Source organism: Lelliottia jeotgali (assembly GCF_977070485.1).
Window position 1 is genome coordinate 1 of the sequence record NZ_CDRVFO010000027.1, and the last position, 18,329, is coordinate 18,329.

An 18,329-nucleotide genomic window follows, 5' to 3' on the forward strand; every position below is an offset into this window, starting at 1 on the left:
AGCGAAAAACGATGAAGGTAACCCTCAAGTGCGCCAAGTGCGGCAGTGACAAGTTCGAGGTTCCGGCTAGGCCGAACAACAACTCGAAGGTCACCTGCGGCAAGTGCGGCGCTGTCGAGACTTACGGAAAACTCATGAAGGCTGTGGGTGACAAGGTCACGAAAGACCTGGAGCGGCAGCTCGGGAAACTGTTCAAGTGACTTGAGCGTTTCGCCCAGAGGGCGCAGGAAGTCAGCGGCGCCCTCAACCTCAACGTCGAGCTGTAGCTTTTCCATACAGCCTCCAGATACGAAAAAGCCCCGGCAGATACCGAGGCTTGGAATGGGTGCGGAGGGCCGGTGCATACCCGGCTTGGTGGCCTGGATCGCTGGGTCACATACCCCAGACTCTCATCGCGTAGCCGATCAGGGAGCGCACGGCTTTGATCGACGCCACTACCGACTTAGTCCAGCTGCCTGAGCGTGTCATCCGCACAAAAAAGCCCGCACAGGGCGGGCAAAGAGGGATCGTGCTTTTTTAAATCTGGTGGCTGTAGAACAGCGAGTACGACTCGATACCGTCGTTGGGCTGCTTAATGCCAGCGTTGGAGTAGTGAATCGCTCGGATGCCAACCTTCTGCGTCTCGCCGATCTTCAAGCCCGCACCGATGCGGTCTTCGAAGTTGAAGGCCGAACCAAAGTCCTGGTCACCTGCGGAGGTACCAGAGAAGACCGCCAGGCCGATGCCAGCCTCAACGAATGGCTTCACGTTACCGCTACCGAACTCGTAAACGAAAACTGGCGCAAAGGACAGCGAGTGAGCCCCACCTGAAGCATCGCCTGCTTCCCAGTAGGTGTAGCCAGCATCCCAATAACCGGTGAGACGGCCAGTACTGGATTCAAACCAGCTTTTGTCCCAGTTAAAGCCAATGCCGACGCGCGCTGTAAGACCACCTTGGCCTGTCGCGCCAAGCGCTCCGGATAGCTCAGCCGCTCCGGCGGACGCAGCGAAAAGGGAAAGCGCCACAACGGCGAGAACGTTTTTCATACTCACGGTCTTCCATATTATTGAGTAGCAACCTATCAGAATCATAGCGCTATCAAATCGTTCCCTCATACAAGAAAAATGCTTTTTCTGGAGGGCTACCTGAATCGAAGCCCCTCAAAAACACAAAACCCCGACACGATGGCCGGGGTTTGTCTGTGTCGCGTAACGTTGCAAGCTGGACACGCTGCTATGAAAACAGGTGTTTATCCGCCCGCATAGAGCTATTTATGCAGCCTCTCGAATTTCTTCGAGGGCGCAGTCGATCCATGCAACGCCGGCCTTGATGATCTCCCGCGCCTTGCGCTCAGACATGCCCGCTTCCCTCCCAACACGCATGGCTGGGTGCTTCGATCCGTAGTAAGCCCACACGAAATCCCCCATCTGCTGATTGCGCTTCGTCAGCCTGGCCACAGCGCCGTCGATGATCAGCGCAAGGTCGTCAGTGATCACATGCTGGCGAATGCCACCTTCACTGGGAACGTTGTCGCGCATGAGTGCGTAGAGAGGCGACACGTAACGTGGCACTCCCATCTCACACATTCGCCACCAGCCCCACTGCTCGAGCATGTACTCGGTATCGCCCAGCGCCTTGTCCGCGTAGGTTCGTTTCTTCATGCAGCCCTCCGGGGCGTTGGGTCGGTATCCAGGCCAAACAGCTCACACAGCAGCTTGTAGGCGTGTTTGTTCTTGGCGCCGCCCTGGATGATCCAGGCCTTTGCATATTGCTCGAAGCCCTGGGCAGCACGAGAGCCGTGCCAGTCGGCCACGATGTCCATCAGGGCTGCCGAAGCGATCCGGCCGTTGTCCTGGTCCAGCAGCAGGCGGTTGCCTTGTTTCAAGAACTGCCGTTCTACAGGGGTCAAGCTTTTGCGCGGCATGGCCGCTGCAACATTACTCATGGCCATCTCCTGGCTTGGAATCTTGATCGTGCATCCTCCCTTGGGATGGATGCTGTGAGGTGCCGCAACCCGCCCAGGTAGTGGCGTCAACGGCTACAGGCCCGGTTTTCTGTCCCAGCAATGTCTCGGTGTGAATGACGGCGAACCCCTGCCCGTCGAGGTGCTGGTGCCAGGCCTCCAGAGCCTGACGCTTCAGCCCTTCGGCCGTGGTGTGGATGTAGGTGGCGTCGAGATCCTTCATGGCGTGGTTCAGCAGCAGCTCGCCCACCATGTAATCCACGCCGAGGTCGGTCCACGCTGTGCGGGCCACCTTGCGCAGGTCATGGCTTGACCACTCGCCCTTGGCCAGATCGGTGAACAAGGTGTTGGCCTTGCTCGGGCTCAGCGGTGCACCGTGGCTGCCCGGGAACAACAGCAGGCCGGTGTAACCCTGGGCGGCCTGCAGGCGCTGGTACCGGCGGAGCAGTGCGCAAGCCTGGGCGGTCAGCGGCAGCGTGTGCTCGGCCTTGGTCTTCGTGTCACCCGCCGGGATGAACCAGCGCCTCGACTCAAGGTTGACATTGCGCCAGCGCGCCAGCCGGGTCTCACCCAGCCGCGAACCGTGGCACAGCATCATCAGGGCCAGCATGCAGCCCGCCGGCTCCACCTCGAAGCGCTCGGCCATCACCGCCAGCAGGCCCGGCACATCATCCCCGCGCAGTCGCGCCGGTCGCGGCCTGATCCGGGTTCGCACGAAGTCGGTGAACTTCAGCGAGGCCATGGGATTGGCTGGCAGCATGTCCAGACGCAGGGCCTGGCGAAACGCGACCGAAAGGACGCCGTAGACCGAGCGCACGAAGGACAGAGCATAGCGCTCCTGCAGCGGCCACATCAGGCGCTGGTCGATCGCCTGCTTGTTGGTCTCGGCCAGCGGCAAGTCACCAAGGCGCGGCACCAGGTGGCGATCAAGCGCTGACTTGGCGCTGGCCTTGCGTTTGGCCGACAGGCCACGGTCACGGTTCATCCGATCGCGGTACCACGCCAGCACATCGCCCACCGTGGCCCAGCTGGTGGTGGTGGACTTGGCGTCGGCATCGGCGGCACGACGAGCCAGGATCGCTGGCAGCGTGGCCAGCATGGTCTTGGTGTTGATGCCCGGGTAATCGCCAGCCTTGCCCCAGCGCCCACGCACCACGACGTGCCAGGCGCCGCGGGAACGGTCCACAGTCGAGAAACGGAACCGCAACTCCCGGTGGCGGGTGTCGCGCAGCTGGAAGACCTCACCAGCAGCGTGCCGGCGGATCTCCGCGTCACTGAGGGTAACGGTGAGGGTCTTGGTGTCGCTCATGCGTCCCTCCTCGGCCATAGGTTCAGGCCCTTCTGATCGCCAGCGTCATAGCAGGCGCGGGCCTTCGCGTGGCGGTTGTTCCAGCTCTCGACAGCGATCCGCATCACATCCGCCACCTGCAGGTCATACAGGCGCTCGAACGTGCCCAGGGTCAGCGTGTCGATGTTCGGCCCCTGCGCGCCGCAGTCGTGGCACCAGACGTGCGCCGAGACCATCGGGAACTCGTCAGAGGGGTCGAAGGTGTGGCCCTCAGAAATTTCGGTACCGTCTTCATCCTTGGCCGTGATGCAGGGCGGCCCTTCGCAGAATGGGCATGGCGCCATCTTGATTGGCTCGGTCACAGGTCGGCCCCCTTGTAGCGCTGGGCGTAGCTGCCACGCCCAGCCTCGACCTCATCATCGCTGGGCAGCGAACCGGCGTAGGTGGCGAACCGGCCATACTGCCCCTCCTGCTGGACGATGCAGCTGCCAACCCGCGCATGGCGACACTTGGTCATCAGGATCTCCGTGAGACCGTTCTGGCCCTCCTCCGTATCCATGTCGCGATGCACCATCAGGATGCAGCTGGCGTCGGCCTCGATCTCACCAGAGTCGCGCAGGTCGCTGGATTGGGGCTTCTTCCCAGGGCGCTTGGTTGAGTCACGGTTCAGCTGGGCCAGCTCAATGACCGGGACGGCCATTTCCTTGGCCAGCTGCAGCAGGGCCTTGCTGATCTTGCCCACTTCCTCGGTACGAGATCGGCCACCACGCTCGCTGCGCACCAGGGTCAGGTAGTCGACCACGATGCCGGCCAGTCCGTGCTCGCGCTGGCACTGCCGAGCCGTGGCGCGAATAGTGGACGGCGTCTGCACCGGGTCGTCACAGACGAAGAGCGGGGCTTCCAGGGCCAATCCTACGGCACCGCTCATCCTGGCCCAGTCGTCTTCGCGCATCTGGGCCGGGTTATCCAGCTTGTGCAGAGCCACCCCTCCAAGCGAGGCGATAGCGCGCAGCCCCAGTTCTTCGCCGGGCATTTCGATGGAGAACACCAGCCACGGCTTCCGCTCCTTGACGGCGTTGTGCTGTGCGATCTGCAGGGCCAGGGTGGTCTTGCCACTGCCCGGCAGGCCGGCGATTACGGTCACCTTCTTCGGGCGAAGGCCTTGGACCAGCTCATCCAGCTTTTCGAGCCCCGTGGAGGGCCACTTCGGCGCCACCCCTCGATGCTTTTCATCCACCAGGACGGCGGCATCTCCCATCCATTGATCCAGCCGCTTGTAACCCTTGGCCTCGCCATCAAGGTTGCGCAGGTCTGCCATGGCCTGCTGGGCAGCGGCGATTACTTCGCCGGTAGGTGCCCCGGCCTGCACCATTTCCTGCGCGCCGCCTGCCACGTCAAGAATGCGCCGAATCACGCCCCATTCCTTAACATGCTTAGCGTAGGCCTTCCAGTTGGCCAGAGAAGGCACCTTGCTGGCCAGCTCAGCGGCATAGGCCATGACGTTGTCGCCACCCGGGAGCAGCCGTTGAACTGCCCCCAAGGTCACCGGATCAATGGGCATGGCTTGCTCGCGGCACTCCAGCATGGCCTCGAACAGGGCCGCATTGTCGGCGTGATAGAAGTCGGCCGAGGTCATCTGGCCGAGCATGTCCTCGACCAGGCCTTCGTCTTGCTGCAGCGAAGCGTGAATGACCGCACCAAGCACCCCGTGCTCAGCCTCGTCGCTGTAGAGAGCCCTCATGCCGCAGCCCTCTTCGATTCCCAAGTGAACCCGACTTGCTGCCCGCCGTTCTGACGCAATCGGTCAAGGGCGCGATCGCCGATGTAGGATTTGAGGCCGTCAGCGTTCAAGTTGCTGATCACCACAGTCGGCAGCACGGACTGATACCGGCGGTCGATGATGCTGTGCAGCAGGCCCAGCTCGTACTCGCTGCCCTTCTGCGCACCGATCTCATCGATCACCAGCAGGTCCAGGCCGCCAAGATGGACTGCCACGTCACGGTCGGTGTAGCCCGAGCCGGGCACCATGGAAGCGCGGGCAATGCTCACAATGTCCCCGGCCGGGATGATCAGCGCACGGCATTGATCGGCCACCACCGTACGGACGATAGCGCTGGCCAGGTGAGTCTTACCGCAACCGACGTTGCCGGTCAGCAGCAGGGAGCGGCCCGCCCGGAAATTGGCCGGGAACTCCTCGGCATAGGCCTGGCACTTGGCCAGAGCCCTGTGCTGCGGCTCCGTATCGGCGCGGTAGCTGTCGAAGGTGGCGCCGGCAAAGCGCGGGGTTATCCCGGCAGCGATCAGCGCTTCGCTGGCTTTCTCGACCTTGTGCTGGGCAGTGGCCAGGGCGCGTTCTGCCGAGTCGCGGGGGCTGGTATGCAAGGCCTCCCAAGCGCAGCGCTTGCAGCCACGCGCCAGCATCGAGCCGTCCAACTGCTCGACTTCGCTCATATCGACGCGACCATGCACCGGGCACTGGCCGGAGAAGATGCGCTTGGCCGGGGTACGGTGAAACAGATCAGAAATTTGGGCGGCCATCGTGGCTCTCCTGGTACATGTCATCGGTGTGCTGAGGGATGTTGTTGAATGCGCCAGGCCGGCCTGGCCGTGCGCCAGCGTTTGCCGTCGCCTCTGGGTAAACATCGGTCCAGCAACTGACGGTGGACTTGTCGAGGACCGCATCAGCGTTCTGGTGCCCTTCCAGCTTCTTGGCAATCAGGTCACAAGCGCGCCTGGTCAGCGGTGCACGCTTTGCCTTGCGCATCTCGCAGAAGTCGGCCCAAGCGCGATCAGAGCAGTTCTCCGGCTTGGCCATCAGAGGGTCAAAGGATTCCTTTGCCTTCCGCTTCCCTTTGCCATCACCTGAGGCGTCTGCGCCTTCTTTACGGTTATGGGTGGTTAATTGGTGGTTAATTGATGGTTCGGGTGCATGCTGTGCACCTCGTTCTGTCGTGGCGTGCACCCCGTTATGTTCTGGCGTGCACCCCGGTACGTCTTGGCGTGCACCGGGTGCATGCTGTGCACCCCGCTCCATGGCGATGTCGTAGCACACCGGAATGCGATCGCGCTGGGTGATGTAGGCAGCGGGAATAGCTTGGTTGCCCCGGCGGATCGCCCCCTTCTGCTCTAGGTCTCGAAGCCGATACTGGACAGTGCGAGGGCTCAGGCCGGTATCGACTGCAAGACGAGCCACCGAAGGGAATGCGGCGCGCCCATCCTGATCGGCATAGTTGGCCAGGCACAGCAGGACGTGCCGGGCATGCGGCTCGCCAACCTCCTGCTGTTCTAGGGCCCAGGTCATTGCTTGAACGCTCATCGGTTCAAATCTCCAACTCAGCGGTCACCCGCCGGACAAACTGGTCGTAGCTCTCGGCCATCTGGAACCCCTGAAGCTCCAGCGCCTCGCGATAAGCCTTCGCGCTTCCGTACAGCACCCAACGCTCGCGCTCTGGCAGGTCCCGGAATGCGGCGTAGCTTGGCCAAGGGCCGGTGATGATCGACGCGACAGCGCGCTGCGGGAGCGCCTGGGCATGGTTTGGGGGCGTGGTCATTGGAGGGTCTCCGATGAGGGACCGGTGATGGCCGGAAGAGAAGCACTCACATCCTGCGCAGCACTGCCAGCAAGCCGGGAGATCAGTTGGCTGTATACGTTCAAGGCGTCAACCGAGTGGGCTCTCGCCAGGTCCAGCTCAACCAAGTGAGGGCAGTTTCCGTTGATGAGCTCACCGACACGCCTGATGTAGTTGAATCCAGCCTGCGCCAGCTCCAGATCGGCCAGGCCGGCAAAAGCAGACGCGGGCAACGGCTTGAGCTCAGGCGGGCGGATAGGGATTGGTAGAGAACTGATCACCTCTCCTGCCAACAGCGCCTGGCGCTGCTTCTCCAGGTGATCAGCAGAAACATTCTGCACGGCATAGCCAGTTCGCCTACGGAAGAGCACCGCCAGCGCCATGCATGCCTCAATGAGGCTGATGTGCGTTTCGTCGCGCTCATGGATCTTGACGCCCTCCTCCACCACCTCGATGGCGTTGGCGACGGTCTCGAAGCACGTCATCAGCAGGGCAGCATCGGCGAACTTCTCGAAGAAGGCTTCGTCGATCACCTCAGCTGCGGGGGCGGCGGGGAAATTGATAACGCTGCTCATGCTGCACCTCCCACATCCTTTGCATCATGGAAGGCAGCTGCGTTGCGGTGAGGCCACATAAAGTTTCGCGTGTCGAAAACGACACGTTCAAACAGGCGTTCAAGTTCGCCGGCTACAGGGTTGTCGAATCCGCCGAGCGAGGGCACGACATGCGCCCAGTACAAGGCTTTGATCAACTTGAATGATTCGCGCGCTTCGTTAAAACGCGCGATATCCGCTGCGGTGAGGGTCACGTCGTGGACGATCTCACCATGCAAGCCATCTGGCTGCCACACCGGGACAATCTGGTTCATTGGGGGATCTCCAAGTCCGTAGCCATCTGACAAAACTCACGGTGAGCCGCCCAGGCGATTACTCGCATGGAACGGATGATGCCGTCCTCGCCGCGTTCGCCGATCATTGCTGGGTGTTCGCCTGGGCCGCTGTCCTTGAAACCGCCGTTGTGCTCAAGCACCTCGGCGAGGATCGCCAGCAGCTCAAGCCCCTCCTCTATGCGCTTGGCGGGGGAAGAAAACCTGGTCATGGGATGGCTCATTCCGACACCCCCGCGCCACGAATCGGAGATACAAGGTTTTGTGGCGCGAAGTCTTCGGCCTGCTCGACAGATCCAACCCCGGAGTCGATCAGCGCTCTCGCTTGGCCAACCAATGCGCGGATCGCAAAGGCCAAGTTACAGCTTGCATTGACCTGGACGAGCTGGCCGAGCAGGTCTTCTGCTGCGCTCAGATTGGCACTTGCAAAGTTGAACGCCTCAGAGCAACTGATCCCAGGCACCGTCGAAAAGAAGTACTCGTCCCCGTTCTGGTTGAATTTAGTCGCCATGGTCACAAGCGGGCCGGCTTGCGTTGGCGGTGCCTCGGTGGTATTTTTTGGGTGCGACATATCGCCGTCTCCTAATCAAAGACGTTTCAAGAAGGTCCCCGGCAAGGGACCGGATCTAAAGAACCCGCCGGCAAGCGGGTTTTTTGTTGCCTGCTGAAAAGTCAGCCGGACAACAAAAACTGAGCGGCGTGGGTGCTCATCAGCTGGCCAGCGCCGTACTGGATGAATTCACAGCAGATTCGTTGGGCTGCGCGTGATGGCTTCTTGCTGCTACCTTTTGTTCCAAGGTCGGAAGCGATTCCGCCAGCGATGGACGAATGCACGAAGCGGCGAAACGCCCATGAGTTTTGGCCTGAATGATCAGCGCCATATCAGCAGAGCAGCCATGGACGCCGCGCACCCAACCGCTGACAGTGCCTTGCGTCACGCCTAGCGCTTTCGCTGTTGCCACCTGGCCGCCAAAAAACTTGACCAGGTCATTGAAGATTTCATTCATGGGCTTAACGCCGAATAGAGGTATGCCTTTACTGTATTTTAGAGGCATACCTTTTTGCAAGGAAAAAGGCTAACCATTAGATTGGTGCGTTATGGAACTCAAAGATCGACTCAAACACGCCCGCCGCCTGAAAGGGCTTACCCAGACCGAGCTGGCCGAAAGGGCTGGCATCGCGCAAGCCTCAATCTCGGAAATCGAGAGAGGGCTCTCCCGATCCAGCAGCCACCTGGTGAAGATCGCCCAGATCTGCGGGGTTGACGCGCTATGGTTGGCGGAGGGAGTGGGTAGCATTCCCGCCCCAACCGAGCCAGGTTACGCTCTCGTCGGTGAGGAGATACAGAAGCTCTCGGCTGCGGACATGGTCAGGCAGATGCTGGCAAAAACGGGCTCGGGCCTGTCGGAAGAGGCGCGCAATCGTCTACTCCAAGCTGCCGAAGAGACCGATTCCCCCCCTGGCGACGGCTCTGCAAAGGTAGGCGCTAGCCGTGGCTCCGCTGGCGATATGATCCGAATCGCACATTACGACGTGCGGGGTGCAATGGGTAGCGGCCAGGTGACGCACGACTACCCGGAAATGCTCCGAGATGTACGCGTCAGCCTGCGGCACCTGCGAGAGCTGGGGCTGGACTTCAAGGAGCCGCACCACCTGAAACTCGTCACGGGGTGGGGGCAGTCTATGGCCCCAACGATCAAAGACCGAGATCCGCTGATCGTCGACGTAACCGTTCGAGAGTTCGTGGGGGATGGTGTGTACTTCATATCCTGGGGTGGCCATGAGTACATCAAGCGACTGCAGGTCGCGGACGATGAGCACTTCGAGATGATCTCCGACAACCCCAAACATAAGGATCGGATGATCCGCAAAGAAGAGACCTACATCCAGGCAAAGGTCCTCTACGTCTGGAATGGCAACCTGCTCTAGCGCGCCGAGTCAGGGCTCAGCGCGCACATGCGGGCTCAAAACGGGGCGGCGACCTCCTCTTCGGCTTCTGCCCCCTCCATCGCCAAGGTGGAGGTCTGCTCTTCATCGGCCTCCCACTGAAGCGTCACGCTTCCATCATCGCTGAAGGTCATTTCTATTCCTGGGGTTTCGGCGATCATGCTCATGACCTCCTCCCAATTCTGATCACTATCAGTATCAAGCTGGTGAATTGTCACCCACCTCTGGGTCTGAGCTATCGGGTGGTTGATCATCGAAGAAACTCTCAAGACCAAACGTTCCATGCCTGTCATCTCTGTGCGCTGCTCTGCCGCTTGTTTTTTTTGCTTGGCCACACCCATCCCCTGATTACTGTATATCCATACAGAAAAGGGTAACCAAGTGAGGATGCCTGAGGGAAGCGCCGCCAAGAAATAAAGGTATACCTGTTGACAGGCGGATAAAGGGAAACCATTATTCACCCCATCAACTCACTCGCACGGAGCGAAGCACATGAACGCACTGACTTTCGGGAACTGGACTGGCAGCCTTGGGCTGGGCTTGGCGGAGCGAGAGCTCCAGTGCGTCATGGCTGTGGCATGCGGGCTGACAAGTAAAGAGGCCGCACGGGAACTAGGTATAGCCAAGGACACCATCGACAAGCGATTACTTGCCGCCAGCACTAAGCTCGGCGTCATCAAGCGTGCCCAGCTTGTGGCTGAAGCAATGCGCCGCGGACTGATCTCCCCGATGATTGTTGCTCTGTGTGCCATCCTCGTCGGCCACTCTGTCGCTAGCTCTGATGAATTCACCCGCATCCGCCGCGGTGGCAACAGTGGCGAAAGAAAGATTGAAACCCGTGTAGCAAACCGGCGCGCCGAATGCGCCTTGGCGGTGGCGTGACGCTCCCCGCCTGACTTGATCCAACCCTGATTTTTGCGAAAGCCAACAAACGCGGCAGGTCCCCGGCTTGCCCGAAGAAACATCAACCAACCAGAGGAAACACCTATGTTCGGCATTGGAAAGAAGTTGTTCGGCGCCAAGCGCGCAGTCAAGAAGCTGGAAAACCGCGACCTGATGCAGGCCATCGTAGGGGGCTGCCTGCTGGTCGCTGCAGCTGATGGCGAGATCAGCAAGAATGAGGCAGCGCAGATCGACATTCAGATCCGCGCCAACAAAAACCTCGAGCACTTCGGCCAGGAAATCACCGCCACTGTGAATCTGTTCACCGAGCAGCTGCAGGCCGGGTTCCGCTTGGGGCGCATGAACATCATGCGCGAGATCGCGGACATCAAGAACAACCCCCTCGATGCTGAAGAGGTGTTCGTGAACATGATCACAGTTGCCGAAGGTGACGGGAACATCAGCCCAGAAGAGCTGAAGGTCCTGGCCGAAGTAGGCGTGCAGTTGGGTCTGCGCCCGAAAGACTTCGGGATCGAGGCGTGAAACGAAAGCACGTTGGCCTGGGCGCGGTTGCGGGGCTCGCCCTGTCCGCGCTCGCAATCACCGCCGTTGTGAACTGGGGGTCGTGCCAATGGTACGGCTACCAGACAGAGCGGCAAACCAAGTTCGCGCCCTACGTCGGTTGCATGGTGAAAACCACCGGCGGCTGGGTGCCACGCAACGAACTGCGCACAACGCAGTGAGCTGAAGGGCGGCGCTCGCCGCCCACACCTACAAGGAGTTTGACCATGTTGATCCTTACTCGCCGGGTAGGCGAAGCCATCAAGATTTCCGACAACATCACCGTTGTTGTGCTGGGCGTGAAGGGCAGCCAGGTGCGCCTCGGCATCGAAGCTCCGGAAGGCGTAGCTGTGCACCGCGAGGAAATCTTCGAGCGCATCCAGGCCGGCCTGCAGCAATCGGCGCCGGCAAATCAACCTGAGCCCGACCGGTCCGAACCGCTGTACGCCAACCGCACCGAATCGGAGTGGCGCCAGCTGCTGGCTGAGGAACAAGCCGTGCAGGTAAATAAGGAGGTGGCCCATGGCCTTTGAATACGGCTCCCGCGAGGCGGACAAGTTCGTGGTTCGACTGCCGGATGGCATGCGTGACCAGGTTGCAGCGGCAGCAGACGCAGACGACCGTTCGATGAACTCGCTGATCGTCACCGCGATTCGCAACGAACTGGATGGACGCGCCCGTGCCAACGCCCTCCTCGATGCGCTGGCCCAGGCAGCAGAATCCAAGGGGGTTCAACATGCAAGCGCCTGACCGTATCACCTTGGTTTTGAAAGCGCCCGTGGGTGGCAGCCTGGATCAGGTCCTGCCGTTCGCTCTCCGCGGGGCCCACGTTTCAATCGGGCGCGGCTTGGCTGTTATCACCGGGGCCAGCCAGGGCGACCTTGTAACCCCAGCGCTTGACCGCGAAGAGTTCTCCATCGACAACCACGTCCGCATGTCCGCCGATGCTCGCCGTTACCGCTTTCTGCGTAACCGCGAGCGCATCGAAGACCCCGATGAAGACCTTCTGGTGGTGCGTGGCGATAACTGGCTATCCGGCGAAGAGCTCGACCAGGAGATCGACACCGCACTGCGCGTGCAGGCCATGCAGCAGCAGGTGGTGCAGGAGCAGCAGCCATGACCCAGGCCGGCCTGCTTCTGCTGCTGCGGGATGCCCTGCAGCAGCGCCAAACCACCTTTGGCCAAGTGCTCGACCTGTCCGCCGCCTGCGGCCTGGACGGGCGCCAAGTGCTGGCCGACCACTTCCGGGGATGCTCATGAGCACGCGGGATGTCAGCCAGGCAGCGATGGAGATCATCGAATCGATGGGGCTCAAGCGGGGTCGCGGCCGGGTCAACTCGGTCGTATCGAGATCGGCCGCAAAGATCCCGTCTACGCAGCTTGCAGAGCCGGCCCGGAAATTTTCTGACCCGGCACTGCCTCCGGCCGGCCCCATCAATCGCTTCATGTACCTGGAAGCGAGGAACTGGGCGATCGACTTAGTCGCCTCGCTGAGGGGCTCCCCCGTCGAGGTAGTGGTAGAGCGATTGAACGGCGCGACTGCAGGCCGGCCTGGCAGCTATGTGGCCGGCATCCAATCGGTTATCGGAGAACTACAGGCCGGAGCAAGCCATGACTAGGCGCGGGCCAGTCAAGCGCTGGACAGAGGCGGAAGACGCTGTCCTTCGCCAGTTCTATCCGACCCGAACGAACAAGGAAATGCTCGTGTTGTTGCCGGAACGCACCAAGACCGCGATCACACTGCGGGCCAACCTGTTCGGCCTGAGTAAGACCGAGGCACATCGATCAGAAACACATCGACGGATCTTTCTGGCTGCATGTGAAGCCCGGGGAGAATCGCCGGGCCAAGATCCTAGACCGATAGGCGCTACCCATCGTAAAGGCCGCTACACCCTAATCAAGATCGCTCAGCCAGATGTGTGGAAGCCGCTGCATGTCCATACCTGGGAGCAGGTAAACGGCCCAGTCCCCGAAGGAATGATCGTCGCGGCAAAGGATGGGAACGTCCAGAACGTCAACCTCGATAACCTTTGCCTGCGAACGCGAGCCGAGCACCAATTGCGCAACAACCACCACTACCGAGGACTGCCGGAGGAGATCGTTGACATCCTCCACCTGCAGAACGAACTGAAAAAAGAGATCAAGAGGAAGACTAGGAATGAAAAATAAGCTCAGCGACCTTCGAGACCACCTGTTCGCCCAGCTCGAAGCGGTGCGTGAGGCCGATGACGACAACTTGGCCAAGGAGGTCCAGCGGGCCCAGTCAGTATCGGATATCAGTCGTGTGCTGATTGAAAGCGCAAAGGTTGAGATCGACTACTTCCGCCACATCGGCGGCGAGAACCCGGCCAGCTCGTTCATTGAGTCGAAGCCATCCCTACCGCCAGCGAAACGAACCTGACGTGACAGTTCAGCATGACAATCAAAACCTGACGCGTCAGGCCGGGAGGAAGGAATGAGCGAAGAGACCGAGGTGCTGACGGTCGAGGGCCTGGCCAAGCTGCTGGGCCGCACCGAGGCGTCGATCAGAGAGGGCATTCGTCGAGGCGTGCCGTGGTTGCCCAAGAGCTTCAAGATGGGCAACCGGCACTGCTGGCTGAAAGAGGACGTGCGCAAGTTCCTGCGCGAGTATCGGGATGGGGAACACGCAAAGCCGAAGCCTGGCCGGAAACGGAAAGCCCCTCCATCTTTGCGTGTTGCTTGAGTCTATCGAATCGATTCGATGGCCGCGATTACTGATGCTATCCAGTCTACATCCAGAGATACTTGGTCAGGGTTTAGGTCGTTGAACTTAAGTTGTCTGGGGCGAGAAGATCGAAGAATATCGCCTTCGTGCGCAATTTGATTTCTCCGGTGCACCAACGGATTCAATCGTTCCTTGATATCAGCAACGCCAACGTTTAGAACTTTAGCCGCTTTGGCCCAGCCGTCCACGACTCCTGCCATAGACATAGCCATCTGGACTTGGTCGAAAGACTGGAATGTTTTGTATAGCAACTGTTTTTGAGCCGTATTCTTTAATGCGTTCCAAGGCCGGGTTTCTTTTCCTGCTCGCCGCCCTTCAATCATAGCGTCAGCAAGTGCCGCGACATCCGAAAAAGGTATATCGAGTTTAGCTAATGCCTTGGGGAGCTTCGCATTCTTGGATACCGCGGTGATTTCTTGGAACACCATCCAATGCATATAGGAGTCCATTGCGCCAATAGCCATGACCAGCGCCGACCGGACCAAGTCGTCACGGACATCAATATTTTCAGATTTTTTAGACGCTAGGAGGAGATTCCTGCTGCGAGTTATGCAGGAATTTGCAGCTTCAATAGCCGTAAACGCCATAATATGTCTTCCTTGAAGTGTTTGATGTTCAACCCAGCTTCTCAGCGAGGTCTTGGGGGCTCAGGTGCGTATAGCGCTTGAGCATCGCCAGGGTCTTGTGACCCGTGATACTCGCGACTTCCATCATGGTGAAGCCGCGCTCGAAGAAACGACTGGTCGCCTCATGGCGTAGGTCGTGAAGGCGCAGCCCTTCAATCCCGGCAGCCTCGCAGGCTCGGGGAAAGTAATTGCTGATTGTGTTGAGGGCAAGGCTAAAGTATCGGCCGCCACCGATCGGCGTGGGCAGGCTCTCCAGCAGGGCGATCGCCCGGGAGGACAATGGCACGGCGCGCCGCTCGCCGTTCTTGGTGTCTTCGAGATATGCCACCTTGCTGCGCACTTGGTCGCGGCGCAGCAATAACAGCTCAGACCGGCGCATTGCCGTCTCCACCGCCAGCTCAATAAACACCGGAAGCTGGGCATTCATCTGACCGGCTGCCTTGTACAGCGCTGTGAGCTCCGCCGGCGTCGGGCGCCGATCTCTCTCCTTGCTACCCTTGGGCATCCGGATAGCTCGGCATGGGTTGGTCAGTCCTTCGATTCCCCATTCCTTGGTGGCCACCGTAAAGAGATGGCTGATCACCGCCAGATTGAGGCGTACTGTCGCCGTCGACTTTCCTTCCTTCAACTCAGCATCACGGTAGGCAGCCATATCGCTCGAGCGGATGGCAGCCAGGCCTTTGCTGGCCAGCTTGTGCTCTTTCCACTTCTTGATGCGGACCTGCTCTTGCTTGGCCCCCTTCTTAGTGGAGGTAACCTCAGAGAGGTAACGGTCCAGGGCCTCGGCGAGAGTGGTGCTCTCGGCTTCGCGCATGTCAACAAAGCGCGCACGCGACATGTCACCCTCGATCTCGGCTGCCCAGCGCTGGGCTTCTGCCTTGGTATCAAAGGTGGCGGAAAGGGTTGGATATCCTTTGCGGCGGATCTGGGCGCGCCAGGCGTCCCCGCGCTTCTCGTAGTAGGCCATGGGGGAAATGATAGCGAACGCTTGGGGGAAATACACGCTCCCCCATTCCCCCAAAATTCCCCCAAATGAAAAAGGCCCCGAGGGCTATACAGCGCTCGGGGCCTTTAATATGGCGGAGAGATAGGGATTTGAACCCTAGGTACTGTTGCCAGTACAACGGATTTCGAATCCGTCCCGTTCGACCACTCCGGCATCTCTCCAATGCCGCGCATCATACCAGCGAATTCTGAAAACGCAAACCTTTATTTTCAAAAAAAGCGCGTGGTATCAGGCGCTTGCGTGAATGCGCCGCTTACAGCGGCACGCCCAGGCGCTTGGCAACTTCTTCGTAGGCTTCGATCACGTCGCCCAGGCCCTGGCGGAAGCGGTCCTTGTCCATCTTCTTACGGGTTTCTTTGTCCCACAGGCGGCAGCCGTCCGGGCTGAACTCGTCACCCAGGACGATCTGGCCGTGGAATACACCGAACTCCAGCTTGAAGTCGACCAGCAGCAGGCCGGCGTCATCGAACAGCTTGTTCAGCACTTCGTTGACCTTCAGCGACAGCTTCTTCATCTCTGCCAGCTGCTCGGCGGTGCCCCAGCCGAAAGCGACAACGTGGGATTCGTTGATGAAGGGGTCGCCCTTCTCGTCGTTTTTCAGGAACAGTTCGAAGGTGGACGGCTCCAGCTTGATGCCCTCCTCCACGCCCAGACGCTTGACCAGGCTGCCGGCGGCATAGTTACGCACCACGCACTCGACCGGGATCATGTCCAGCTTCTTGACCAGGCACTCGTTGTCGCCCAGCAGCTTGTCGAACTGGGTCGGCACGCCGGCTTCTTCGAGCTTCTGCATGATGAAGGCATTGAACTTGTTGTTCACCATGCCTTTGCGGTCCAGTTGTTCGATGCGCTTGCCGTCGAACGCCGAGGTGTCGTTGCGGAACAGCAGGATCAAGCGGTCGGCGTCGTCGGTCTTGTAAACCGATTTGGCCTTGCCGCGGTAGAGTTCTTCGCGTTTTTCCATGATTGGGCTCCGCTTGCTTGAGTGGTTGGGCTAGGCGATTTCGCGCCAGTCGAGCCCGTGTTCCTGATTCGCCACCTGGAGCCAGTCCGGGTCGCACCCAAGGGTGTCGACGAAGCACTGGCGGGCCAGATGTGGCAGGTTGTTCTTGCTGCTGAGGTGGGCCAGCACCAGGTGCTGCAGGTTGCTCCACCCCAACTCGTCCACCAGGCGCGCGGCCTGATGGTTGTTCAAATGTCCTTGCATGCCGCCGACCCGCTGCTTGAGGAAGTACGGGTAGTGCCCGCGGGCCAGCATGTCGCGGCAATGATTGGCCTCAATCAGCAGTGCATCCAGGCCCTGATAGCGCTCAAGCAACAGCGCGTCGTACGAACCCAGGTCAGTGAGCATGCCAAAGCGCCGGCGACCGTCGCTGATAACGTACTGCAGCGGCTCGTAGGCATCGTGCTCGACCCGCGCCGCACTCACTTGCAGGCAGCCGATACTCAGGCTGTCGCCACAGGCAAGAAAACCGGCCACCTCCACCGGCTTGCGCATGCCGCGCAATGTGCCCTGGCTGAGGTAGACCGGTACATTGTAGCGCCGCGACAGCAACCCCACCCCATGCACATGGTCGGCATGCTCGTGGGTCACCAGCACGGCGCTCAGTTGAGACGCCTGCACCCCGAGCAGCGCCAGGCGCCGCTCGGTTTCACGCAGGGAAAACCCGCAATCGACCAGGATGAACGTGTCACCACTGGCGATCAGCGTGCCATTTCCCTGGCTGCCGCTTCCCAGTACCGCGAAGCGCACTTAACCCAGGTGGTCCTGAATGGCGCTCAGCACGCGGCGAGCGACATCGGCCGGGGCCACAGTGTTGATGTTCTTCTCGACGGTAACCTGGACGCTTTCACCAACCTTGCTCAGGCGCACCTGGTAACGCTCGGCGCGGGCTTCAAGCTCTTCCTTGGTTGGCTCGCTGCCAAACATGCGGCTGAATAAGCCAGGCTGGTTCTGCTTGTCTTCGGGCTTTTCCGACAGGTTGATGTAGTACAGGCCCAGGCTGCGGTTGATGTCTTCCACACGCCATTCACCACCCTGCTCCAGGGCACGGCCCACGCCGGACCAGGCACGGTCCAGGTCGGCGCCGAGGAACAGCACGGGGTTGCCGCTGCCGTCTTCGCTCAGGCTGACGCGGCTCGGCGCATCGAAGTCGCGCGCGGCCAGCAGGGATACCGAACCGCCCTTCTCGGCGCTGCGGTTCATGCTGGCGAGCATTTCGTCGACCAGCAGCGCATCGGCGGCGGTGTTGCTGGACGCGGACGGGAACGCAGGCTCGGCGGTGCTGCCAGCCGGGCGCTCGACACTGACGACATACACCTCGGAGGTGTTGCGTTGTACCCCAGGCTCCATGCGCACACGCACGCGCACTTCGCTGTCACCATTGCTGGCGGTGCTCGCCAGGCGCTGGCCGAGCGATGCCGACAGCTCGTCAAAACGCTGCCAGGTGGTCGTGAACTCGCCGGTCTGCGGGCGCTCTTCGGCAATACGGAAGCCGTTGTCTTCGAAGAACTGATGCGCTACCGGCCAGACTTCGGCCGGCGAACGCTGGGCCAGCACCCAACGGCTGCTGCCGCTGCGCTGCAGGCTGAAATCGCTGACGTCGGCGCCAGCGGACAGCGGTTGCGGACGCGGCACTTCGAACTCGCCCTTGGCGGTATCGTCGGCGACGTTGCGCGGGATCGGCAGCAGCGGGTCAAGGCGCTTGACGTTGCTGGCGTCCTGCGGGAGCTGCATCGGTGCAGTCGGGTGCGCCTGCAGGTAATCGCTGCCGCGGTCGCGGAAATAGCCATCCTCGCCCCACAGCCAGCCACACCCACTGGTGCTGGAAATGATCAGGGCGAGCGCGGAAAGACCAGCCAGTCGCTTCATGCG

General features: G+C 60.6%; 32 protein-coding genes, 1 tRNA gene and 1 pseudogene. 13 read left to right on the top strand and 21 right to left on the bottom strand.

Going from position 1 to position 18,329, the window contains the following annotated elements; all coding sequences use genetic code 11:
* Positions 1-11: 11 nt before the first annotated feature.
* Complete coding sequence (locus ACW4TB_RS26140; protein WP_009685283.1) at positions 12-200, top strand: ECs_2282 family putative zinc-binding protein; 189 nt, start codon at positions 12-14, stop codon at positions 198-200.
* Positions 201-516: 316 nt separating this feature from the next.
* Here ACW4TB_RS26140 and ACW4TB_RS26145 read toward each other — a convergent pair whose 3' ends face one another.
* The 14 genes from ACW4TB_RS26145 to ACW4TB_RS26210 form a co-directional block, all read right to left on the bottom strand.
* Positions 517-1,026 carry an acyloxyacyl hydrolase gene (locus ACW4TB_RS26145; protein WP_016489223.1) on the bottom strand — a complete coding sequence of 170 codons (510 nt, stop codon included), beginning with the start codon at positions 1,024-1,026 and terminating at the stop codon, positions 517-519.
* A gap of 225 nt (positions 1,027-1,251) precedes the next feature.
* Entirely contained in the window at positions 1,252-1,641 is a 390-nt protein-coding gene (locus ACW4TB_RS26150) for an antiterminator Q family protein (RefSeq protein ID WP_064314520.1), read from the bottom strand.
* Positions 1,638-1,925 carry a hypothetical protein gene (locus ACW4TB_RS26155; protein ID WP_029887649.1) on the bottom strand — a complete coding sequence of 96 codons (288 nt, stop codon included), beginning with the start codon at positions 1,923-1,925 and terminating at the stop codon, positions 1,638-1,640. Before ACW4TB_RS26155 ends, ACW4TB_RS26150 begins: the two co-directional genes overlap by 4 nt.
* On the bottom strand, positions 1,918-3,252 hold the full coding sequence (locus tag ACW4TB_RS26160; RefSeq protein WP_064314521.1) for a tyrosine-type recombinase/integrase: 1,335 nt from the start codon (positions 3,250-3,252) through the stop codon (positions 1,918-1,920). Before ACW4TB_RS26160 ends, ACW4TB_RS26155 begins: the two co-directional genes overlap by 8 nt.
* Positions 3,249-3,593 (bottom strand): Lar family restriction alleviation protein, encoded by a 345-nt coding sequence (locus tag ACW4TB_RS26165; protein ID WP_064314522.1) that lies wholly within the window; start codon positions 3,591-3,593, stop codon positions 3,249-3,251. The genes ACW4TB_RS26160 and ACW4TB_RS26165 overlap by 4 nt, the downstream gene beginning before the upstream one ends.
* Positions 3,590-4,972, bottom strand: coding sequence for a replicative DNA helicase (locus ACW4TB_RS26170; RefSeq protein ID WP_064314523.1), 1,383 nt, complete (start codon positions 4,970-4,972; stop codon positions 3,590-3,592). The genes ACW4TB_RS26165 and ACW4TB_RS26170 overlap by 4 nt, the downstream gene beginning before the upstream one ends.
* Positions 4,969-5,769, bottom strand: a complete 801-nt coding sequence (locus ACW4TB_RS26175) for an ATP-binding protein (RefSeq protein WP_064314524.1) — start codon at positions 5,767-5,769, stop codon at positions 4,969-4,971. Before ACW4TB_RS26175 ends, ACW4TB_RS26170 begins: the two co-directional genes overlap by 4 nt.
* A complete protein-coding gene (locus ACW4TB_RS26180; protein ID WP_064314525.1) occupies positions 5,750-6,547 on the bottom strand; it encodes a helix-turn-helix domain-containing protein in 798 nt (265 codons plus the stop codon). Before ACW4TB_RS26180 ends, ACW4TB_RS26175 begins: the two co-directional genes overlap by 20 nt.
* Positions 6,548-6,551: 4 nt before the next feature.
* Complete coding sequence (locus tag ACW4TB_RS26185) at positions 6,552-6,782, bottom strand: hypothetical protein (protein ID WP_064314526.1); 231 nt, start codon at positions 6,780-6,782, stop codon at positions 6,552-6,554.
* Positions 6,779-7,375 carry a hypothetical protein gene (locus ACW4TB_RS26190; RefSeq protein WP_009681846.1) on the bottom strand — a complete coding sequence of 199 codons (597 nt, stop codon included), beginning with the start codon at positions 7,373-7,375 and terminating at the stop codon, positions 6,779-6,781. Before ACW4TB_RS26190 ends, ACW4TB_RS26185 begins: the two co-directional genes overlap by 4 nt.
* Positions 7,372-7,668, bottom strand: coding sequence for a hypothetical protein (locus ACW4TB_RS26195; protein ID WP_019438276.1), 297 nt, complete (start codon positions 7,666-7,668; stop codon positions 7,372-7,374). The genes ACW4TB_RS26190 and ACW4TB_RS26195 overlap by 4 nt, the downstream gene beginning before the upstream one ends.
* On the bottom strand, positions 7,665-7,898 hold the full coding sequence (locus ACW4TB_RS26200; protein WP_064314527.1) for a hypothetical protein: 234 nt from the start codon (positions 7,896-7,898) through the stop codon (positions 7,665-7,667). Before ACW4TB_RS26200 ends, ACW4TB_RS26195 begins: the two co-directional genes overlap by 4 nt.
* 8 nt (positions 7,899-7,906) lie before the next feature.
* Positions 7,907-8,257, bottom strand: coding sequence for a hypothetical protein (locus tag ACW4TB_RS26205; RefSeq protein ID WP_064314528.1), 351 nt, complete (start codon positions 8,255-8,257; stop codon positions 7,907-7,909).
* A gap of 139 nt (positions 8,258-8,396) precedes the next feature.
* The gene (locus tag ACW4TB_RS26210) at positions 8,397-8,693 is read right to left on the bottom strand and encodes a Cro/CI family transcriptional regulator (protein ID WP_009681850.1); all 297 of its coding nucleotides are present in this window, start codon (positions 8,691-8,693) and stop codon (positions 8,397-8,399) included.
* Positions 8,694-8,784: 91 nt separating this feature from the next.
* Here ACW4TB_RS26210 and ACW4TB_RS26215 point away from each other — a divergent pair, with 91 nt between their 5' ends.
* Complete coding sequence (locus ACW4TB_RS26215) at positions 8,785-9,615, top strand: XRE family transcriptional regulator (RefSeq protein WP_009681851.1); 831 nt, start codon at positions 8,785-8,787, stop codon at positions 9,613-9,615.
* A gap of 35 nt (positions 9,616-9,650) precedes the next feature.
* On the opposite strand, the gene ACW4TB_RS26220 is transcribed toward ACW4TB_RS26215, so the two are convergent.
* Complete coding sequence (locus ACW4TB_RS26220) at positions 9,651-10,094, bottom strand: DUF1654 domain-containing protein (protein ID WP_455843114.1); 444 nt, start codon at positions 10,092-10,094, stop codon at positions 9,651-9,653.
* A 31-nt stretch (positions 10,095-10,125) separates the two neighbouring features.
* Between ACW4TB_RS26220 and ACW4TB_RS26225 the strand changes: the two genes are divergently transcribed.
* From ACW4TB_RS26225 to ACW4TB_RS26275, 11 genes and pseudogenes are all read left to right on the top strand, one after another.
* Positions 10,126-10,515 carry a LuxR C-terminal-related transcriptional regulator gene (locus ACW4TB_RS26225; protein WP_064314529.1) on the top strand — a complete coding sequence of 130 codons (390 nt, stop codon included), beginning with the start codon at positions 10,126-10,128 and terminating at the stop codon, positions 10,513-10,515.
* A gap of 105 nt (positions 10,516-10,620) precedes the next feature.
* Positions 10,621-11,058 carry a tellurite resistance TerB family protein gene (locus ACW4TB_RS26230; RefSeq protein ID WP_016489238.1) on the top strand — a complete coding sequence of 146 codons (438 nt, stop codon included), beginning with the start codon at positions 10,621-10,623 and terminating at the stop codon, positions 11,056-11,058.
* Positions 11,055-11,258 carry a hypothetical protein gene (locus tag ACW4TB_RS26235; protein ID WP_064314530.1) on the top strand — a complete coding sequence of 68 codons (204 nt, stop codon included), beginning with the start codon at positions 11,055-11,057 and terminating at the stop codon, positions 11,256-11,258. Before ACW4TB_RS26230 ends, ACW4TB_RS26235 begins: the two co-directional genes overlap by 4 nt.
* Positions 11,259-11,303: 45 nt before the next feature.
* Positions 11,304-11,483, top strand: a pseudogene (gene csrA / locus ACW4TB_RS26240) (carbon storage regulator CsrA); the annotation flags it as partial.
* Positions 11,484-11,598: 115 nt separating this feature from the next.
* Complete coding sequence (locus ACW4TB_RS26245) at positions 11,599-11,826, top strand: YlcI/YnfO family protein (protein WP_064314532.1); 228 nt, start codon at positions 11,599-11,601, stop codon at positions 11,824-11,826.
* A complete protein-coding gene (locus ACW4TB_RS26250) occupies positions 11,813-12,196 on the top strand; it encodes a hypothetical protein (protein WP_064314533.1) in 384 nt (127 codons plus the stop codon). Before ACW4TB_RS26245 ends, ACW4TB_RS26250 begins: the two co-directional genes overlap by 14 nt.
* Positions 12,193-12,336, top strand: coding sequence for a hypothetical protein (locus ACW4TB_RS26255; RefSeq protein ID WP_172828411.1), 144 nt, complete (start codon positions 12,193-12,195; stop codon positions 12,334-12,336). Before ACW4TB_RS26250 ends, ACW4TB_RS26255 begins: the two co-directional genes overlap by 4 nt.
* The gene (locus tag ACW4TB_RS26260; protein ID WP_064314541.1) at positions 12,333-12,695 is read left to right on the top strand and encodes a hypothetical protein; all 363 of its coding nucleotides are present in this window, start codon (positions 12,333-12,335) and stop codon (positions 12,693-12,695) included. Before ACW4TB_RS26255 ends, ACW4TB_RS26260 begins: the two co-directional genes overlap by 4 nt.
* Before the next feature lie 79 nt (positions 12,696-12,774).
* A complete protein-coding gene (locus ACW4TB_RS26265; RefSeq protein ID WP_225785778.1) occupies positions 12,775-13,245 on the top strand; it encodes an HNH endonuclease signature motif containing protein in 471 nt (156 codons plus the stop codon).
* The gene (locus tag ACW4TB_RS26270; protein WP_064314535.1) at positions 13,235-13,477 is read left to right on the top strand and encodes a hypothetical protein; all 243 of its coding nucleotides are present in this window, start codon (positions 13,235-13,237) and stop codon (positions 13,475-13,477) included. Before ACW4TB_RS26265 ends, ACW4TB_RS26270 begins: the two co-directional genes overlap by 11 nt.
* A 54-nt stretch (positions 13,478-13,531) precedes the next feature.
* Positions 13,532-13,780, top strand: a complete 249-nt coding sequence (locus ACW4TB_RS26275) for a helix-turn-helix transcriptional regulator (protein WP_064314536.1) — start codon at positions 13,532-13,534, stop codon at positions 13,778-13,780.
* Between the two features lie 2 nt (positions 13,781-13,782).
* Here the strand turns inward: ACW4TB_RS26275 and ACW4TB_RS26280 are convergent, their stop codons facing one another.
* The 6 genes from ACW4TB_RS26280 to bamC form a co-directional block, all read right to left on the bottom strand.
* A complete protein-coding gene (locus ACW4TB_RS26280; protein ID WP_064314537.1) occupies positions 13,783-14,409 on the bottom strand; it encodes a HEPN domain-containing protein in 627 nt (208 codons plus the stop codon).
* A 28-nt stretch (positions 14,410-14,437) separates the two neighbouring features.
* Entirely contained in the window at positions 14,438-15,415 is a 978-nt protein-coding gene (locus ACW4TB_RS26285) for a site-specific integrase (protein ID WP_064314542.1), read from the bottom strand.
* 110 nt (positions 15,416-15,525) lie between these two features.
* Positions 15,526-15,615: transfer RNA gene (locus ACW4TB_RS26290), tRNA-Ser, on the bottom strand.
* A gap of 92 nt (positions 15,616-15,707) precedes the next feature.
* Positions 15,708-16,418 (bottom strand): phosphoribosylaminoimidazolesuccinocarboxamide synthase, encoded by a 711-nt coding sequence (gene purC / locus ACW4TB_RS26295; RefSeq protein ID WP_012315794.1) that lies wholly within the window; start codon positions 16,416-16,418, stop codon positions 15,708-15,710.
* Between the two features lie 30 nt (positions 16,419-16,448).
* Positions 16,449-17,207 (bottom strand): MBL fold metallo-hydrolase, encoded by a 759-nt coding sequence (locus ACW4TB_RS26300; RefSeq protein ID WP_012315795.1) that lies wholly within the window; start codon positions 17,205-17,207, stop codon positions 16,449-16,451.
* Positions 17,208-18,326, bottom strand: coding sequence for an outer membrane protein assembly factor BamC (gene bamC, locus ACW4TB_RS26305; protein WP_279930937.1), 1,119 nt, complete (start codon positions 18,324-18,326; stop codon positions 17,208-17,210). It lies immediately after the preceding gene.
* Positions 18,327-18,329 lie beyond the last annotated feature (3 nt).

Bases quoted from the DNA above. Each gene is read 5' to 3' on its own strand.
- ACW4TB_RS26140 (WP_009685283.1), top strand. From the start codon at position 12: ATGAAGGTAACCCTCAAGTGCGCCAAGTGCGGCAGTGACAAGTTCGAG.
- ACW4TB_RS26145 (WP_016489223.1), bottom strand. From the start codon at position 1,026: ATGAAAAACGTTCTCGCCGTTGTGGCGCTTTCCCTTTTCGCTGCGTCC.
- ACW4TB_RS26150 (WP_064314520.1), bottom strand. From the start codon at position 1,641: ATGAAGAAACGAACCTACGCGGACAAGGCGCTGGGCGATACCGAGTAC.
- ACW4TB_RS26155 (WP_029887649.1), bottom strand. From the start codon at position 1,925: ATGAGTAATGTTGCAGCGGCCATGCCGCGCAAAAGCTTGACCCCTGTA.
- ACW4TB_RS26160 (WP_064314521.1), bottom strand. From the start codon at position 3,252: ATGAGCGACACCAAGACCCTCACCGTTACCCTCAGTGACGCGGAGATC.
- ACW4TB_RS26170 (WP_064314523.1), bottom strand. From the start codon at position 4,972: ATGAGGGCTCTCTACAGCGACGAGGCTGAGCACGGGGTGCTTGGTGCG.
- ACW4TB_RS26175 (WP_064314524.1), bottom strand. From the start codon at position 5,769: ATGGCCGCCCAAATTTCTGATCTGTTTCACCGTACCCCGGCCAAGCGC.
- ACW4TB_RS26180 (WP_064314525.1), bottom strand. From the start codon at position 6,547: ATGAGCGTTCAAGCAATGACCTGGGCCCTAGAACAGCAGGAGGTTGGC.
- ACW4TB_RS26185 (WP_064314526.1), bottom strand. From the start codon at position 6,782: ATGACCACGCCCCCAAACCATGCCCAGGCGCTCCCGCAGCGCGCTGTC.
- ACW4TB_RS26190 (WP_009681846.1), bottom strand. From the start codon at position 7,375: ATGAGCAGCGTTATCAATTTCCCCGCCGCCCCCGCAGCTGAGGTGATC.
- ACW4TB_RS26195 (WP_019438276.1), bottom strand. From the start codon at position 7,668: ATGAACCAGATTGTCCCGGTGTGGCAGCCAGATGGCTTGCATGGTGAG.
- ACW4TB_RS26200 (WP_064314527.1), bottom strand. From the start codon at position 7,898: ATGACCAGGTTTTCTTCCCCCGCCAAGCGCATAGAGGAGGGGCTTGAG.
- ACW4TB_RS26205 (WP_064314528.1), bottom strand. From the start codon at position 8,257: ATGTCGCACCCAAAAAATACCACCGAGGCACCGCCAACGCAAGCCGGC.
- ACW4TB_RS26210 (WP_009681850.1), bottom strand. From the start codon at position 8,693: ATGAATGAAATCTTCAATGACCTGGTCAAGTTTTTTGGCGGCCAGGTG.
- ACW4TB_RS26215 (WP_009681851.1), top strand. From the start codon at position 8,785: ATGGAACTCAAAGATCGACTCAAACACGCCCGCCGCCTGAAAGGGCTT.
- ACW4TB_RS26225 (WP_064314529.1), top strand. From the start codon at position 10,126: ATGAACGCACTGACTTTCGGGAACTGGACTGGCAGCCTTGGGCTGGGC.
- ACW4TB_RS26230 (WP_016489238.1), top strand. From the start codon at position 10,621: ATGTTCGGCATTGGAAAGAAGTTGTTCGGCGCCAAGCGCGCAGTCAAG.
- ACW4TB_RS26245 (WP_064314532.1), top strand. From the start codon at position 11,599: ATGGCCTTTGAATACGGCTCCCGCGAGGCGGACAAGTTCGTGGTTCGA.
- ACW4TB_RS26250 (WP_064314533.1), top strand. From the start codon at position 11,813: ATGCAAGCGCCTGACCGTATCACCTTGGTTTTGAAAGCGCCCGTGGGT.
- ACW4TB_RS26255 (WP_172828411.1), top strand. From the start codon at position 12,193: ATGACCCAGGCCGGCCTGCTTCTGCTGCTGCGGGATGCCCTGCAGCAG.
- ACW4TB_RS26260 (WP_064314541.1), top strand. From the start codon at position 12,333: ATGAGCACGCGGGATGTCAGCCAGGCAGCGATGGAGATCATCGAATCG.
- ACW4TB_RS26265 (WP_225785778.1), top strand. From the start codon at position 12,775: ATGCTCGTGTTGTTGCCGGAACGCACCAAGACCGCGATCACACTGCGG.
- ACW4TB_RS26270 (WP_064314535.1), top strand. From the start codon at position 13,235: ATGAAAAATAAGCTCAGCGACCTTCGAGACCACCTGTTCGCCCAGCTC.
- ACW4TB_RS26275 (WP_064314536.1), top strand. From the start codon at position 13,532: ATGAGCGAAGAGACCGAGGTGCTGACGGTCGAGGGCCTGGCCAAGCTG.
- ACW4TB_RS26280 (WP_064314537.1), bottom strand. From the start codon at position 14,409: ATGGCGTTTACGGCTATTGAAGCTGCAAATTCCTGCATAACTCGCAGC.
- ACW4TB_RS26285 (WP_064314542.1), bottom strand. From the start codon at position 15,415: ATGGCCTACTACGAGAAGCGCGGGGACGCCTGGCGCGCCCAGATCCGC.
- purC (WP_012315794.1), bottom strand. From the start codon at position 16,418: ATGGAAAAACGCGAAGAACTCTACCGCGGCAAGGCCAAATCGGTTTAC.
- bamC (WP_279930937.1), bottom strand. From the start codon at position 18,326: ATGAAGCGACTGGCTGGTCTTTCCGCGCTCGCCCTGATCATTTCCAGC.